The organism is Actinomadura chibensis NBRC 106107, from assembly GCF_001552135.1.
In the GTDB taxonomy this organism is placed as follows: Bacteria; Actinomycetota; Actinomycetes; order Streptosporangiales; family Streptosporangiaceae; genus Spirillospora; species Spirillospora chibensis.
Map to the genome: position 1 here is coordinate 14,401 of NZ_BCQP01000016.1, position 12,977 is coordinate 27,377.

Genomic DNA, 12,977 nt, shown 5'->3' on the forward strand with positions numbered 1-12,977 from the left:
CTTCCTCTGCGCTCACGGTCCTCGCCACCCTCAGCCGTCCTGGTTCGTGCCCACCGGGCGGAAGCGGGGCAGCGCGCTCCCGTGCCCGGTGTCGTCGAAGACCACCTCGACCGCGTCCCCGATGGCGACCCGCTCGACGTCGCAGTCGACGATGTTCGTCATCAGGCGGGGGCCTTCCTCCAGCTCCACGTACGCGAGGACGTACGGGGTGACGCCCTTCCAGTCGCCCCCCGCCCGCCGGACGACGCTGTGCGAGTAGACGACGCCGCGTCCGCTGAACTCCTCCCACCGCGTGTCCGTGCTGTGGCAGAACGGGCAGATGGGCCGCGGGTACCAGATCGCCTCGCCGCACGCGCCGCAGCGCCTGCCGAGGAACGTCCCCTCGGCCGCCGCCTTCCAGAACTCCTCGGTGTCCGGGGTGACCGGCGGCTTCGCGGTCGGAAGGGTCGGGTTCCGCCTTACCTCACTCATGCGCTTTCCCTTCCAAGAATCATCGTCGCCGCGCGCATACGAGTGCCGAGGTCGCCGCCGTTGCCGTGGACGAGGGCGATCTCGCAGTCGGGCACCTGCACGCCCGGGTTCGCCTCGCCGCGGAGCTGCCGCACCGCCTCGATGATCTTCGTGATGCCGCCGCGGTGCGCGGGGTGGTTGTTGGCCAGGCCGCCGCCGTCGGTGTTGAACGGCAGCCGCCCGTGCGGGGCGACGAGCGCGCCGTCCATCACGAAGCGCCCGCCCTGGCCCTTCTCGCAGAAACCGAGGTCTTCGAGGATCTCCAGCACGGTGATGGTGAAGCTGTCGTAGACGGACACGTAGTCGACGTCCTGGACGCTCACCCCCGCCTGCTGGAACGCCCGGGGCCCGGACCACACGGCGGGCGTGTAGGTGAGGTCGACCCGGCCGCCGTTGGTCAGCTTCCCGGCCTCGCCCTGGCCCATGATCCGCACCGGCTGCCGCTTCAGCGTGCGCGCGACCTCGCGGCTGACGACGACGACGGCGCCGCCGCCGTCGGTCACCACGCAGCAGTCGGCGCGGTGCAGCGGGTCCGCGACGAGCGGGGAGTTGACGACGTCCTCGACCGTCATCACCTTCTGCAGGAACGCGTTCGGGTTGTGGGACGCGTGGATCGACGCCGCGACCTTGATCTCGGCGAGCTGCTCGCTCGTCGTCCCGAACTCGTACATGTGCCGCTGCGCCGCCAGCGCGTAGGTGCTGACCAGCCCCGCGCCGGTGTACATCGCCATCTCGAAGGCGTCCTCGGGGCGGGCGGGCCCGCCGCCGCCCGGCTGGACGCCCGTGCGCGGCTTGCCCGCGAGCGTGATCAGCGCGACGCTGCACTTCCCGGCCGCGATCGCCGCCGCCGCGTGCGACACGTGGTAGATCGGCGAGGCGCCGCCGCTCTCGGTCGAGTCCATGTAGGTGAGGTTGCGCAGGCCCAGGTACTCGGCCATCGTGACCCAGCCGCCGCCGTACCCGGGCGCGTCGTGCCCGCAGAAGAAGCCGTCGACGTCGTCGAGCGTGAGGCCCGCGTCCGCGACCGCGCCGAGCGCGACCTCGGCGTGGATCTGCGCGAGCGACTTGTCCGGCAGCTCCCGGCCGGGATGCTCGTACGCTCCGATGATGACGGCGGCGTCGTTGGCGTTCATGTCGATCCTCCGGGACGCTGGGACGGCACTTCGGTGGGCTCCTTCTCGGGGACGTGGCCGGGCAGGCGGCCGGCGCGGACTTCGGTGTCGTGCTGGCCGAGGCGGGGCGCGGGCCCGGGGGGCGGCGGCTCGTGGCCGGACAGCCGCAGCGGGAACCCCTTCTGCCGGGGCGGCCCGTCGAGGAAGACGCGGCGGCGCGCGAAATGCGGGTCCTGGGCACGTTCCAATGCCGACAGGACAGGCGCGGACGGTATTCCGGCCCTGTTCAGCTCGGTCACGCACTCCCCCTTCGCGCGCCGCCGCGTCCAGGCGGTGACGGCGGCGTCCACCTCCTCGTGGTGGTCCGCCCACCAGCGGGACGTCTTCCTCGCCAGCCGGTCCGCGCCGACCAGCGCCGCCAGGGCGGCGCGCTCGGCGTCGGTGCGGCAGGCGATCGCGACCCACTGGTCGTCTCCGGCGCAGCGGTAGACGTCGTGCGGCGTGCTGCCGGGGCGCCGGTTCCCGGTCGGCGCGGGGACGGTTCCCGCGTCGAGGTGCTCGATGACGCGGTCGGCGAGCGTCCAGCTCACCAGCTCGCGCTGGGAGACGTCGAGGTACGTCCCGCGCAGGTCCTGGACGACGCAGTAGGCGATCAGCCCCGCGCCGAACAGGGATACGAGCTGGTCAGGATAGTTGATGTCGGCGGACGACCACATGGGGCCGTCCGTCCCGTAGCCGGTGACGGACGCGAGGCCGGAGAGCAGGTCGAGCGTCGAGCCGTAGGAGCGGGTGCCCGACTCGGGCCCGGACTGCCCCTGGCTGGACAGCGACAGGTAGATCAGCCGCGGGTTGACCTCGCGCAGCGTCGCCGGGTCGATGCCGAGCCGCTCGGTGACCCCGACCGTGAAGTTCTCGATCAGGACGTCGGCCCGCGCGACGAGCCGCCGCATCTCCGCCCGTCCCGCCTCGGACTTCAGGTCGAGCGTGATGCCGAGCTTGCCCGCGTTGTTCGACTGGAAGAGCGGGGACTCCTCCATGGCCTCGGCGTCCTCGGCGGCGGGCACCGGCCACACCCGGAACGCGTCCGGCCGGTCCATCGACTCGATCTTGACGACGGTCGCGCCGTAGTCGGCGAGGAGCCGCCCGGTGGCGGCGCCCGCCGTGATCGTGCCGAGGTCGAGGACGACGACGCCGGCGAGCGGAGCGCGGTCGGCGGCGTCCGCCGCCGTCGCCTCCGGCTTCCTGGGGCTCGGGACGAGCGGCTCGGCCTCGATGCTCGGCGGCGCGCCGAACCGCCAGGGCAGCCCGTTCACCGGCGCCAGCCGGATCCGGCCCTCGGCGTCGGTGATGAACGACCGCGCCCGGTACTGCGGGTCGGACGCGAGGTCGGCCAGGTCGGCGCAGTATCCGAACGGCAGGCCGAGCCGCTGCGCGCGCTCGTAGATCTCCCGCTTCGGGAGCCGCGCGGCCCACCGCTCGACGACCGCCCACCAGGCGTCCCGCAGCTCCCAGCGCGCCTGGTCGGTGCTGAGCAGCGGGTCCGCCAGCGCCGGGTGGCCGACGAGTTCGACCACGGCGTCCCACTGCTCCGGCTGGAAGATGAACCCGAGCCAGCCGTCGGCGGCCCGGACGATGCGCCAGCGCCCGCTGTTCGTGCCCGACCGCGTCTGGACCAGGCCGGTCTCGGCGTGGACGACGTCGCTCTTCCAGTCGATGTAGGCCGCCGCGTCGCAGAGCGCCACGTCCACGGCGTCGCCGCCGGGCCGCCGGAGCGCGAGCATGGCCCCGTAGAAGCCGACGAACGCGGCGGTGTGCGCGGCCTGCTCGCCGCCGAGGCTGAGCGGGGCGCGCTCCGGCTCGCCGACCATCGCGGCGAGGCCGCCGTAGGCCTCGGCGAGCAGGCTGTCGCCGGGGACGTCGGAGCGCGGGTCGGACGCGCCGTAGGGCGTGATCGACACGACGCTCAGCCGCGGGTGCTCGGCGCGGAGGCGGTCCGGTGAGAGGCCGGTCTCGGCCGCCCGCGCGGGGCCGAGATCGGTGATGACGATGTCGGCGGCGGCGAGCAGCCTGTCGAGCCTGTCCCGGTCCTTTCCAAGGTCGAGGACGACGCTCTTCTTGTCGGCGTTGTACGCGGCGAAGGCGTAGCTCAGGCCGCCGGAGTCGACCGGTTCCCGGGTGCGCAGCGGGTCGCCGCCGGGCGGTTCGCACTTCGTCACCGCGTGGCCGAGCCCGGCGAACAGCCGGCCGCAGACCTGCCCGGCCACGCTCTCGGCGATCTCGACCACCCGGAGGAGCCGTCCCCGCCCCTCCAAGGCCCCGGTCTCGGCCGCGCCGCCGCCGGCTGGACGGCTCATCGGGCGCCTTCGGCGGCGCGGCCGACCGCCGTCCGGTGCGTCGCGTGCGGGTCGTCGAGGACGTCCGACCGCGCCGTGATCTGCGCGCGGACGTCCTCGCCGTATTCGAGGGCGCGCGTCCAGTCGGAGATGTACATGGGGACCTGGTGGAGGGCGCGTTTGGCCCAGGTCAGCGTGACGCCGTTGTGGCGCGCGATCCGCTCGGCGAGCGCCAGCGCGGCGGCGGGCAGCTCGGCGGCCGGAACGGCCTGGTTGACAAGACCCCATTCGGCGGCCGTCGCGCCGGTGATGCGGTCGGCGGTCAGCACCATCCACGCGGCCCGCTTGGCCCCGAGCCGCAATTGCGTCGACGGCCCGGCGAGCCCGGGGTAAAGACCGAAACCGACCTCCGGCATTCCGATGGGAGCGTCGTCGGCGGCGATGGCGAGATCGCTCGAATTGATGAGTGTCAGACCGCCGCCGAGCGCGAATCCGTTGACCGCGGCGATGACGATCGCCGAATGCTGCCGGATCCGCTCCTGGACGGCGAGCCAGCTCGTCCGCCGGCCCGCGCCGCGGCGGTCGGCGTCCATCTCCTCGTCCGCCGACTCCTTCAAGTCGACGCCCGCGCAGAAGGCCGGACCGGCGCCCGTCAGCACGATCACCCGGACGCGGCCGTCGCAGCGGTCGAGGACGTCGAGCAGCGCGGCCCGCGCGGCGCGGCTCATCGCGTTCCGCTTCTCGGGGCGGTTCAGCGTGATGCGCGCGACGCCGTCGGACAATTCCTCGTACCGGACGAGTTCGGGGTCAGCGATCGAATCCATTTAAGTGCAACCTCACCTATTCGGGACGGGACGCGGCGGGGGGCCGGGCCGATGGCGCGGTCATTTCGGGTCGGCCGTCTCGGTGCTGAACCGCAGGACGGCGCGACCGGCGGCGTCCGGGCGGAAGACCGCGCGGACGGGCTGGTCGACGCGCGGTTCGGGCGACCCGTCCACCAGGGTGCTGATCACGAGCGGGCCCTCGGCGAGCCGCACGTAGACGAGCTGATAGGGGACCTCGTCGGCGAAGGCGGCGAAGTACTTCTGGTGCATCGTGCACCACGACCAGATCGTCCCGGCGCCGCTGACGGCCTCCCACGACGCCGAACCGGAAAGGCAGTCCGGGCACACGGGAGAGTCGGGGAAGCGGCGCCGCCCGCAGTCGGCGCATTTCTGCAGCCGCAGCTCTCCGGCGGCGCAGCCGTCCCAGAACGGCTGGTTGGTCGGCGTTATCTCGGGGAGGAGTTCCTTGTAGGCCGCGACGTCCATCGGCTCGCCCTTCCACTCGGCTCTGGTCGGCTCAGTCGGCAACGAGAACGTGCGATGTCACGATGGGCGAGACGCACATGTACTGCGCGGTCCGGCAGTTCTCGACCTGCCGTTCCCCGGCCTCGCCGCGCAGTTGCCTGACGGCCTCCACATGAAGCGCGAAACCCTGCATGTAGCTTTCGCTCGTATGCCCGCCGGAGGTGTTGAGCGGGCGCTCTCCGCCGAGTTCTATGCGGCCGTCCCGGACCCATTCCCAGGCGCCGCCGCGCGGCGCGTGGCCGAAGCCCTCCAGGGTGAAAAGGATCGTGGGCAGGAAATTGTCGTAGACCTGCATGCAGTCGATGTCGTCCGGGCCCATCCCGGCCTTCTTGTACAGTTCCTCGGCCACGGCGGCGCTCGTCGAGTAGTAGAAGTCCGGGCTGATGTAACTGCGGCTGAGTTCGGCGCGGCCCGCCGTCGCCGCGACCCGCACGGGCTTCTTGCGCAGCCCGCGGGCGCGGTCGGCCGTCGTCACGATGAACGCGACCGCGCCGTCGTTGATGATGCAGTAGTCCAGCTTGCGGAGCGGCTCGGCGATGAACCGGGATTCCAGGTACTCGTCCCGGGTGATCTCCTTCTGGAAGACCGCGATGGGATTGCGGGCGCCGTTCGCGCGGTTGTTGACGGCGAGCGGCGCGAGAGCGTCCTCCGGGGCGCCGTAAAGGCTGCTGTACCGCTGGTACATCATCGAGACATAGGCCCCGGTGGACGTCATCCCGTACATGGCGTCGTAGGCCCCGGCGGGATCGGCGTCCCCGCCGCCGTATTTCAGCCCGGCCGTTCTGCCGTTCGTCGCGTAGACGCAGGCGACCATTTCCACCGTGCCCGACTGGACGAGCGCGTACGCCTCCTGGAGGGCGACGCCGCTCATCCGGCCGGTGCCCTCCAGGTCGTGGACGAACGACGGGCCCGTGAGGCCCGTCATCTCCCCGAACCTGCCGTACCCGATGTTGATGCAGAGGAGCCCGTCGATGTCGCGCTTGTCGGCGCCGCAGTCGTCCAGGGCGTCCCTGAACGCCTCCGCGGCGAGCTGATAAACGTCGTTCGGACGGCCCTTGTCCGCGTAGAGCCGCCGGAAGTCCGACGACCCGACGCCGACTATGGCCACATCCTTTTCAGGCATGACGAACCCACCCTCGTACTCATCCGGTGTGGCTCAGCGCCACGGTGTCGTGGTGTGTCGCGCCCCTATTTCGAGGGCTGCTGCTTTTCGAGGATCTCCACGGCCTCCAGCGCCGCCTTGGCGGCGGCCCGGACGTGGCGGTGCGCCGCCTCCGCCGCCCGCTCCGGCGAGCGCGCCGCGATCGCCTCGGCGAGTTCGAGGTATTCCTGCCGGGACGCCTCGTGCCGTCCCGGAATGGTCACCGAAAGGCTCCGCAACGCGTGGATCCGGGTGTGCAGGGGCTCCAGCATCGACTTCAGCAGCGAATTGCGGGCGCCCGCGAGGAGCAGCTCGTCGAATTCGTATATCGCCTGGAGGCGCTCTTCGCCGGAGGGGCGGGGCTGCACCTTCTCCACGAGCTCGGCGACCTCCTCGTCGGTCGCGCGCAGCACGAACAGCTCGGCCGCGGCGGGCTCCAGCGCGTCCCGCACCTCGTAGATCTCGCGGACCTCGGCGCTGCCCAGCCGGGCGACGCGGACGCCGCGGCTCGGCGACGGCTCCACCAGGCCGAGCGTCTGCAGGTGCCGCATCGCCTCGCGCACGGACGTCCGGCTCACGCCGGTGAGTTCGACGAGCTCGCGCTCGGTGAGCTGGCGGCCCGGAGGGAGCAGGCCCGCGGCGATCGCCTGGCGGATGCGCCGGACGACCATCTCCGGGACGGACTCGGTCGGGCGGTCGATCAGCAGGTCGAGCTTCGGATCGGTCACGGCAGTCCTTACTACTTTGTCTGACGTACTACAGACTACGTGCGCCAGTATATGTCGGTCAATGTGGGGCGAGTCACGGCCGCGAATTGACGTCGAGTTCGTTCAGCGGGGCGCCCGACAGCGCCGGACCGCTCGTTTGCAAATGGCATGCCACCTCCCCTCCGCCGTCCACCGCGGTGTGCTCGGGCATTCGCTGCCTGCAGACTTCCATGACGAACCGGCAGCGGGTTTGGAACGGGCACCCGACCGGCGGATTGGCCGGATCCGGTAGATCACCTTCAAGGACGATCCGCTCGGTTTTCCGGCGCGGATCCGGGATCGCCGACAGCAATGCCCGGGTGTAGGGATGCGCGGGCGCGGAGTAGACGCGTTCCGCCGGTCCGGTCTCGACGATCCGGCCGAGATACATCACCCCGACCCGGTGCGAGATATGCCGCACGACGGCGAGGTCGTGCGCGATGAACAGATAGGTGAGCCGGAACTCGGCGCGCAGCCGCTCCAGCAGATTGATGACCTGGTTCTGGGTGGAGACGTCCAGCGCGGAAACGGCCTCGTCGCACACGATGAAGCGCGGATTCAGCGCGATCGCCCGCGCGATGGCGAGCCGCTGCCGCTGCCCGCCGGAGAACTCGTGCGGATACCGGTCGGCGTAGCTCGCGCGGAGCCCGACCATCTCGATCAGCTCGTCCACGCGGGCGCGCGCGGCCTTCGCCGACATCTTCTCGTGGACGAGCAGCGGCTCGGCGATGCTCGCCGCCACCGTCGACGACGGGTCAAGCGACGAGTACGGGTCCTGGAACACCATCTGCATGCTCCGCCGCGCCCGCCGCAAGCCCCCGCCGCGCAGCGCCGTGACGTCGTGCCCGGCGACGGTGATCGTCCCGCCCGCCGTCGGGACGAGCCGAAGCAGCGCCCGCCCGGTCGTCGACTTGCCCGATCCCGACTCGCCGACCAGGCCGAACGTCTCGCCCTCGGCGATCTGGAAGGTGACGTCGTTGACCGCGCGCACCTGCCGCGCGGGGGCGAGCGTCCGCCGTTTCCGGAACACCACGCTGACGCCGCGGGCGTCGACGAGCGGCCCGTCCTCGGCCGCGGGCGGCGCGGCCCCGGTGGATTTCGTGAAGGTCATGGGGAACCTGCCAAGTGCAACTGCTCGATTCGGCAGCAGCGGCTGCTGCGGCCCGGTTCGACGGTCCGGAGCGCCGGCGCGGCGGAGCACTCCTCGCCCGCGTGCCCGCACCGGGGGCCGAACCTGCACCCGTCCGGCATGCGCCACGGCTCCGGCGGACGGCCCGGGATCGTCGGCAGCTCCTTCCCGCGGACCCCGAGCTGGGGCATCGCGTTCAGCAGCCCCGCCGTGTAGGGGTGCTTCGGCGCGTCGTACAGGTCGAGCGCGGGCGCCGTCTCGACGACCTCGCCCGCGTACATCACGACGACCCGGTCGGCCAGCTCGGCGACGAGCCCGAGGTCGTGGGTGATGAAGAGGATCCCGCAGCCCGTCTCGTCGCGGAGCCGGGCGAGCAGCGCGACGATCTGCGCCTGCACCGTCACGTCGAGGGCGGTGGCGGGCTCGTCCGCGATCAGCAGCTTCGGCTCGCAGGCCAGCGCCATCGCGATCATCGCGCGCTGGCGCATCCCGCCGGAGAACTCGTGCGGGTAGTCGCGCACGCGGCTGCCCGCGTCCGGGATGCCGACGAGGTCGAGCATCTCCGCGGCCCGCGCGAACGCGGCGCGGCGCCCCCCGCCCTTGTGCCGCCGGTACACCTCGGCGATCTGGTCGCCGATCGTGAACGCCGGGTTCAGGCTGGTCATCGGCTCCTGGAAGATCATCGAGATCTCGTTGCCGCGGATGTCACGCAGCTCCTTCGGCGGCATCCCGACGAGGTCGCGGCCCCGGTACCGGACGTGGCCCGCGGGCGTCCGCGCGTACCCGGACGGCAGCAGCCGCAGCACCGACAGGCTCGTGACGCTCTTGCCCGACCCCGACTCGCCGACCAGCCCGACGATCTCGCCCGCCCCGACGTCGAACGACACGCCGTTGACGACGTTCGTCCACCCCCGATCGGTGAGGAAGTCGACGTGCAGGTCCTCAATTTCCAGCAGCGTTTTCCCTTCTTCTGTCATGACGCCCTGCCTTTCTGGGGGGCGCCCCCCAGACCCCCGAAGGGGAGGCGCCGTGATCCTCGCTTCGCTGCGGTCATGACGCCTTCCTTGTCTCGCGGCCGAAGGCGTCCCGGAGGCCGTCGCCGATCAGGTTGAAGCAGAGCGTCGCGATCGCGATGGCGATCCCGGGGTAGACGGCGAGGGACGGGTTGGTCCGCATCTCCAGGAACGCCTGCCCGAGCATGCTCCCCCAGCTCGCGGTCGGCGGAAGGGCGCCGAGGCCCAGCAGGCTGACCGTCACCTCCGCCAGCAGCGCGGACGCGAGCAGGAACGACAGCTGGACGAGCGCCGCGGGCATGATGTTCGGCAGCACCCGCTTGCGCAGGATCGTCAGGTGCGGCGTCCCGATGCTGGTGGACGCCTCGATGTACACCTCGCGGCGGACTTCGAGGGTGCTCCCCCGCACCACCCGGTACATGCGGGGCGCGTACACGATGCCGAGCGACACCATCGCGGTCGTGAGCCCCGGCCCGACCATCGCGATGATCGCGATCGTCAGGATGATCGCCGGGAAGGCCATCAGGATGTCGGCCGCGCGGTCCAGCAGCCAGTCGACGACGCCGCCGAAGTAGCCGCTGACGAGGCCGAGCGGCAGCCCGATGCCGGTCGCGATCGCGACGGCGAGGGCGGCCGCGGCGAGCGACACCCGGCCGCCGTGCATCAGGCGGGTCAGCGTGTCGCGGCCGAGGGTGTCGGTGCCGAGCCAGTGCTCGGGGGTCGGGCCGGACAGCCGGTCGCTGATGTCGACCTGCGCCGGCCCGTACGGGGCGATGAGCGGGGCCGCCGCCGTCACGACGATGATCGCGAGCAGCAGCAGGGCGCCGACGACGGCCGACCGGTTCGAGCGGAACCGGCGGACGACGGCGCGCGTCCTGGACACCGGCTCGACGGAGTCGGCGTCCTTGACGGGCGGCGCGGCGACCGGCTTCCGGATGTCCACGCTGTCACTTTGAGTCATGACATTTTGACCTTCGGATTGAAATAGCCGTACGACAGGTCGACCGCCAGATTGACGAGCATGATCAGGACAGCGGTGATCAGCAGGATTCCCTGCACCATCGGGAAGTCGCGGGAGAACACCGAGAAATAGGCGAGCTTCCCGACCCCGGGAAGGGCGAACAACTGCTCGATGACGACGGTCGCGCCGATCAGCCGGTTCGCCTCGACGCCGAACGCCGTGACGACCGGGACGGCCGCGTTCTTCAGCACGTGCTTGACCGCGACCCGCCGCGGGTGCAGCCCTTTCGCGACGGCCGTGCGGATGTAGTCCTCCTGCATGACCGAGGTCACCGCTGCCCTGGTCTGCCGGGCGACGACCGCCGTCGGGACGGTCGCGAGCGAGAACGCGGGCAGGATGAGATGCCCGAGCCAGTCGAGCGGGCTGTCGGTGAAGGCCACGTAGCCGACGGCCGGAAGCGTCCGCATCTGGATGGCGAAGACGAGCACGAGCATCATGCCGACCCAGAAATAGGGCAGCGCCATGAACGCGCTCGCGGTGACCGTGGAGATCCGGTCCACCCAGCTGCCCGGCCGCAGCCCGGCGGCGAGGCCGAGCGCGAGCCCGAGCACCGCCGCGATCAGCAGGGTCAGCCCGACCAGCGACAGCGTCACCGGGAACCCGTGCGCGATCGCCGACCAGACGCTCTGGCTGTCGACGAACGACGTGCCGAGGTCGCCGTGCAGGACGTCGGTGAACCAGTTCCAGTACTGGACGAGGAACGGCTCGTCCAGCCCGAGCTGCTCGCGGATCGCCTGGATCCGCTCGGGCGTCGGGTTGCTTCCGGCGAGGGCCACCTCGGGCCCGCCCGGCACCAACGCGATCAGGCTGTAGATCAGGAAGCTGACGATGACCAGCAGCGGGACCATCGCGAGCAGCCGGACGCACAAGAACCGCAGCACGCCGGGAACCTCCGTTCGTTACGGGGTGGTCGTCCCCGGCCGGGCCCGCGCGGGGCCCGGCCGGGGACCGCTAGCGGCGCGTCACTTCCTGATCGCGACGCCGCGGAACTGGCGGGACCCGTCGACGTAGACCTCGACGCCCATGACCTTGTTGTTCATCGCCAGCGGGGTGTTCAGGTGGCACAGCGTGACCGGCGAGGCCGCGTCGTCGTGGGCCGCCTTGAAGAGCTGCTTGTAGATGGCGGCGCTGCTCTCCCGGCTCTCCGCGCCCTTGGCCTTCGCGGCGAGGTCGTTGATCGTCGGGTTCGAGTAGCCGCCCGGGTTGCTGAAGCCGTCGGGCAGGTAGTAGGAGGCGACCTGGATGCTCGGGTCGGCGTCCGCCTTCTGCTGCACCATGATCGCGTCGACGGACTTGTTGACCGAGAAGCCCTCCATGAGCTTCGGCAGCTCGACCGGCCGGATCGTCATCTTGACGCCGATCTCCTGGAGGTTCGCCTGGATGAGCTCCGCGACCCGCTGGTAGGCGTCGAGGTTGTCGGTCTCCAGCGTGAACGAGAACCCGTCCTTCACCCCGGCCTTGGCGAGCAGTTCCTTGGCCTTTCCGGGGTCGTACTTGTAGGCGTCCGGGGTGAGGCTCGGGTCGGACGCGTAATAGGTCGACGGGAACATCTGCACGCCGGGCTGGCAGAAGCCGCCCTGGAGTTCGTTGACCGCGGAACGGTCGATGGCGTAGTTCAGCGCCTGCCGCACTTCCTTCTTGTCGAAGGGCGGGCGCGCGACGTTCAGCGCGATGGTGAAGCTCGCGAGGCTCGGCTTCTGGCAGACGACGAGTTTCCCGTCCTTCGCCGGCTGGTACATGGCGGACCGCAGGAACGTCGCGTCGGCCGACCCGGTGACCGTGGCGTTCAGCCGCGCGTTGTCGTTGCTGGAGATCAGGTACACCATCTTGGCGACGTTGACGGCCTTCGGGTCCCAGTAGTCCTTCACCGGCGTGTACTCGACCTTGGTGTTGGGCTCGTAGGCGCTGACCTTGAAGGCGCCCGACCCCCCGGTCGGCGTCCGGCCCTGGCCCGGGTCGTCGAAGACGGCGGGGCTCATCATCATGCCCGCCGAGCTGGACAGGATCCCGATCAGCGGCGCGGCGCCCTGCTTCGTGCGGACCTTCACCGTCGAGGCGTCCACGACGTCGACCCCCGTGACGTCGCTCAGCGCCTGCTTGTTGAAGCTCTTCGCACCCCGGTGCCGGTCGAGGTTCGCCTTGACGGACGCGGCGTCGAACGCCTTCCCGTCGTGGTACTTCCAGCCGTCGATGAGGTGCAGCGTCAGGGTCTTGCCCTTGTCGCCGATCTCCCACTTCTTCGCCAGCATCGGCTGCGGCTCGCCGGCGGCGTCCATCCGGATCAGCGTGTCGTAGACCGGATACAGGTACATCCAGCTGTTGCTGGTCGTGATCTTGTCCGGGTCGAAGCTCGTGTTGGCGACGCTGTACATCCAGGTGAACGTCGCGCCCTTGTCGATCGCGGCCTGGTCGACCGGCGGGCAGGCGACGTCCTGCTTCGGCTTGGCCGCACCCGTGCCGCCGCCGCCTTCGTCGCCTTGGTCGGCGCTACACGCGCTCGCGATCATCAGGAACGCCGCGGCGGCCGCGACGATGAGCTGTTTCCGCATCTTGGGGGGTCCTCCGAACCAGGAACGTGGTGATGGAAAACGCGGTGAAGCGGGGAAAACGCCGTCCGAGCAGA

Annotated in this window: 12 protein-coding genes; all 12 read right to left on the reverse strand. The window is 70.9% G+C overall.

Annotated features, from left to right (window positions below; genetic code table 11):
- Nucleotides 1-30: 30 nt before the first annotated feature.
- Nucleotides 31-471 (reverse strand): Zn-ribbon domain-containing OB-fold protein, encoded by a 441-nt coding sequence (locus ACH01S_RS09180; protein WP_067887867.1) that lies wholly within the window; start codon nucleotides 469-471, stop codon nucleotides 31-33.
- The gene (locus ACH01S_RS09185) at nucleotides 468-1,643 is read right to left on the reverse strand and encodes a thiolase domain-containing protein (protein ID WP_067887870.1); all 1,176 of its coding nucleotides are present in this window, start codon (nucleotides 1,641-1,643) and stop codon (nucleotides 468-470) included. The genes ACH01S_RS09180 and ACH01S_RS09185 overlap by 4 nt, the downstream gene beginning before the upstream one ends.
- A complete protein-coding gene (locus tag ACH01S_RS09190; RefSeq protein WP_067887873.1) occupies nucleotides 1,640-3,976 on the reverse strand; it encodes a CaiB/BaiF CoA-transferase family protein in 2,337 nt (778 codons plus the stop codon). The genes ACH01S_RS09185 and ACH01S_RS09190 overlap by 4 nt, the downstream gene beginning before the upstream one ends.
- Nucleotides 3,973-4,779: an enoyl-CoA hydratase/isomerase family protein gene (locus ACH01S_RS09195; RefSeq protein ID WP_067887877.1), complete on the reverse strand. Its 807-nt coding sequence runs from the start codon at nucleotides 4,777-4,779 to the stop codon at nucleotides 3,973-3,975. The genes ACH01S_RS09190 and ACH01S_RS09195 overlap by 4 nt, the downstream gene beginning before the upstream one ends.
- A 60-nt stretch (nucleotides 4,780-4,839) precedes the next feature.
- Nucleotides 4,840-5,265, reverse strand: coding sequence for a Zn-ribbon domain-containing OB-fold protein (locus ACH01S_RS09200; RefSeq protein WP_067887878.1), 426 nt, complete (start codon nucleotides 5,263-5,265; stop codon nucleotides 4,840-4,842).
- Nucleotides 5,266-5,296: 31 nt separating this feature from the next.
- Nucleotides 5,297-6,427: a thiolase family protein gene (locus tag ACH01S_RS09205; RefSeq protein ID WP_067887881.1), complete on the reverse strand. Its 1,131-nt coding sequence runs from the start codon at nucleotides 6,425-6,427 to the stop codon at nucleotides 5,297-5,299.
- A gap of 65 nt (nucleotides 6,428-6,492) precedes the next feature.
- Nucleotides 6,493-7,173: a GntR family transcriptional regulator gene (locus ACH01S_RS09210; RefSeq protein ID WP_067887884.1), complete on the reverse strand. Its 681-nt coding sequence runs from the start codon at nucleotides 7,171-7,173 to the stop codon at nucleotides 6,493-6,495.
- Nucleotides 7,174-7,246: 73 nt separating this feature from the next.
- The gene (locus ACH01S_RS09215; protein ID WP_067887887.1) at nucleotides 7,247-8,302 is read right to left on the reverse strand and encodes an ABC transporter ATP-binding protein; all 1,056 of its coding nucleotides are present in this window, start codon (nucleotides 8,300-8,302) and stop codon (nucleotides 7,247-7,249) included.
- Nucleotides 8,299-9,297: an ABC transporter ATP-binding protein gene (locus ACH01S_RS09220; protein ID WP_067887889.1), complete on the reverse strand. Its 999-nt coding sequence runs from the start codon at nucleotides 9,295-9,297 to the stop codon at nucleotides 8,299-8,301. The genes ACH01S_RS09215 and ACH01S_RS09220 overlap by 4 nt, the downstream gene beginning before the upstream one ends.
- Nucleotides 9,298-9,370: 73 nt before the next feature.
- Complete coding sequence (locus tag ACH01S_RS09225) at nucleotides 9,371-10,276, reverse strand: ABC transporter permease (protein ID WP_218010199.1); 906 nt, start codon at nucleotides 10,274-10,276, stop codon at nucleotides 9,371-9,373.
- A 14-nt stretch (nucleotides 10,277-10,290) separates the two neighbouring features.
- A complete protein-coding gene (locus ACH01S_RS09230) occupies nucleotides 10,291-11,235 on the reverse strand; it encodes an ABC transporter permease (RefSeq protein ID WP_067887896.1) in 945 nt (314 codons plus the stop codon).
- 81 nt (nucleotides 11,236-11,316) lie between these two features.
- The gene (locus tag ACH01S_RS09235; RefSeq protein WP_067887899.1) at nucleotides 11,317-12,903 is read right to left on the reverse strand and encodes an ABC transporter substrate-binding protein; all 1,587 of its coding nucleotides are present in this window, start codon (nucleotides 12,901-12,903) and stop codon (nucleotides 11,317-11,319) included.
- Nucleotides 12,904-12,977 lie beyond the last annotated feature (74 nt).

Excerpts from the sequence above, each read along its gene's own strand:
- ACH01S_RS09200 (WP_067887878.1), bottom strand. The coding sequence starts at position 5,265 with ATGGACGTCGCGGCCTACAAGGAACTCCTCCCCGAGATAACGCCGACC.
- ACH01S_RS09220 (WP_067887889.1), bottom strand. The coding sequence starts at position 9,297 with ATGACAGAAGAAGGGAAAACGCTGCTGGAAATTGAGGACCTGCACGTC.
- ACH01S_RS09205 (WP_067887881.1), bottom strand. The coding sequence starts at position 6,427 with ATGCCTGAAAAGGATGTGGCCATAGTCGGCGTCGGGTCGTCGGACTTC.
- ACH01S_RS09180 (WP_067887867.1), bottom strand. The coding sequence starts at position 471 with ATGAGTGAGGTAAGGCGGAACCCGACCCTTCCGACCGCGAAGCCGCCG.
- ACH01S_RS09235 (WP_067887899.1), bottom strand. The coding sequence starts at position 12,903 with ATGCGGAAACAGCTCATCGTCGCGGCCGCCGCGGCGTTCCTGATGATC.
- ACH01S_RS09195 (WP_067887877.1), bottom strand. The coding sequence starts at position 4,779 with ATGGATTCGATCGCTGACCCCGAACTCGTCCGGTACGAGGAATTGTCC.
- ACH01S_RS09215 (WP_067887887.1), bottom strand. The coding sequence starts at position 8,302 with ATGACCTTCACGAAATCCACCGGGGCCGCGCCGCCCGCGGCCGAGGAC.
- ACH01S_RS09190 (WP_067887873.1), bottom strand. The coding sequence starts at position 3,976 with ATGAGCCGTCCAGCCGGCGGCGGCGCGGCCGAGACCGGGGCCTTGGAG.
- ACH01S_RS09185 (WP_067887870.1), bottom strand. The coding sequence starts at position 1,643 with ATGAACGCCAACGACGCCGCCGTCATCATCGGAGCGTACGAGCATCCC.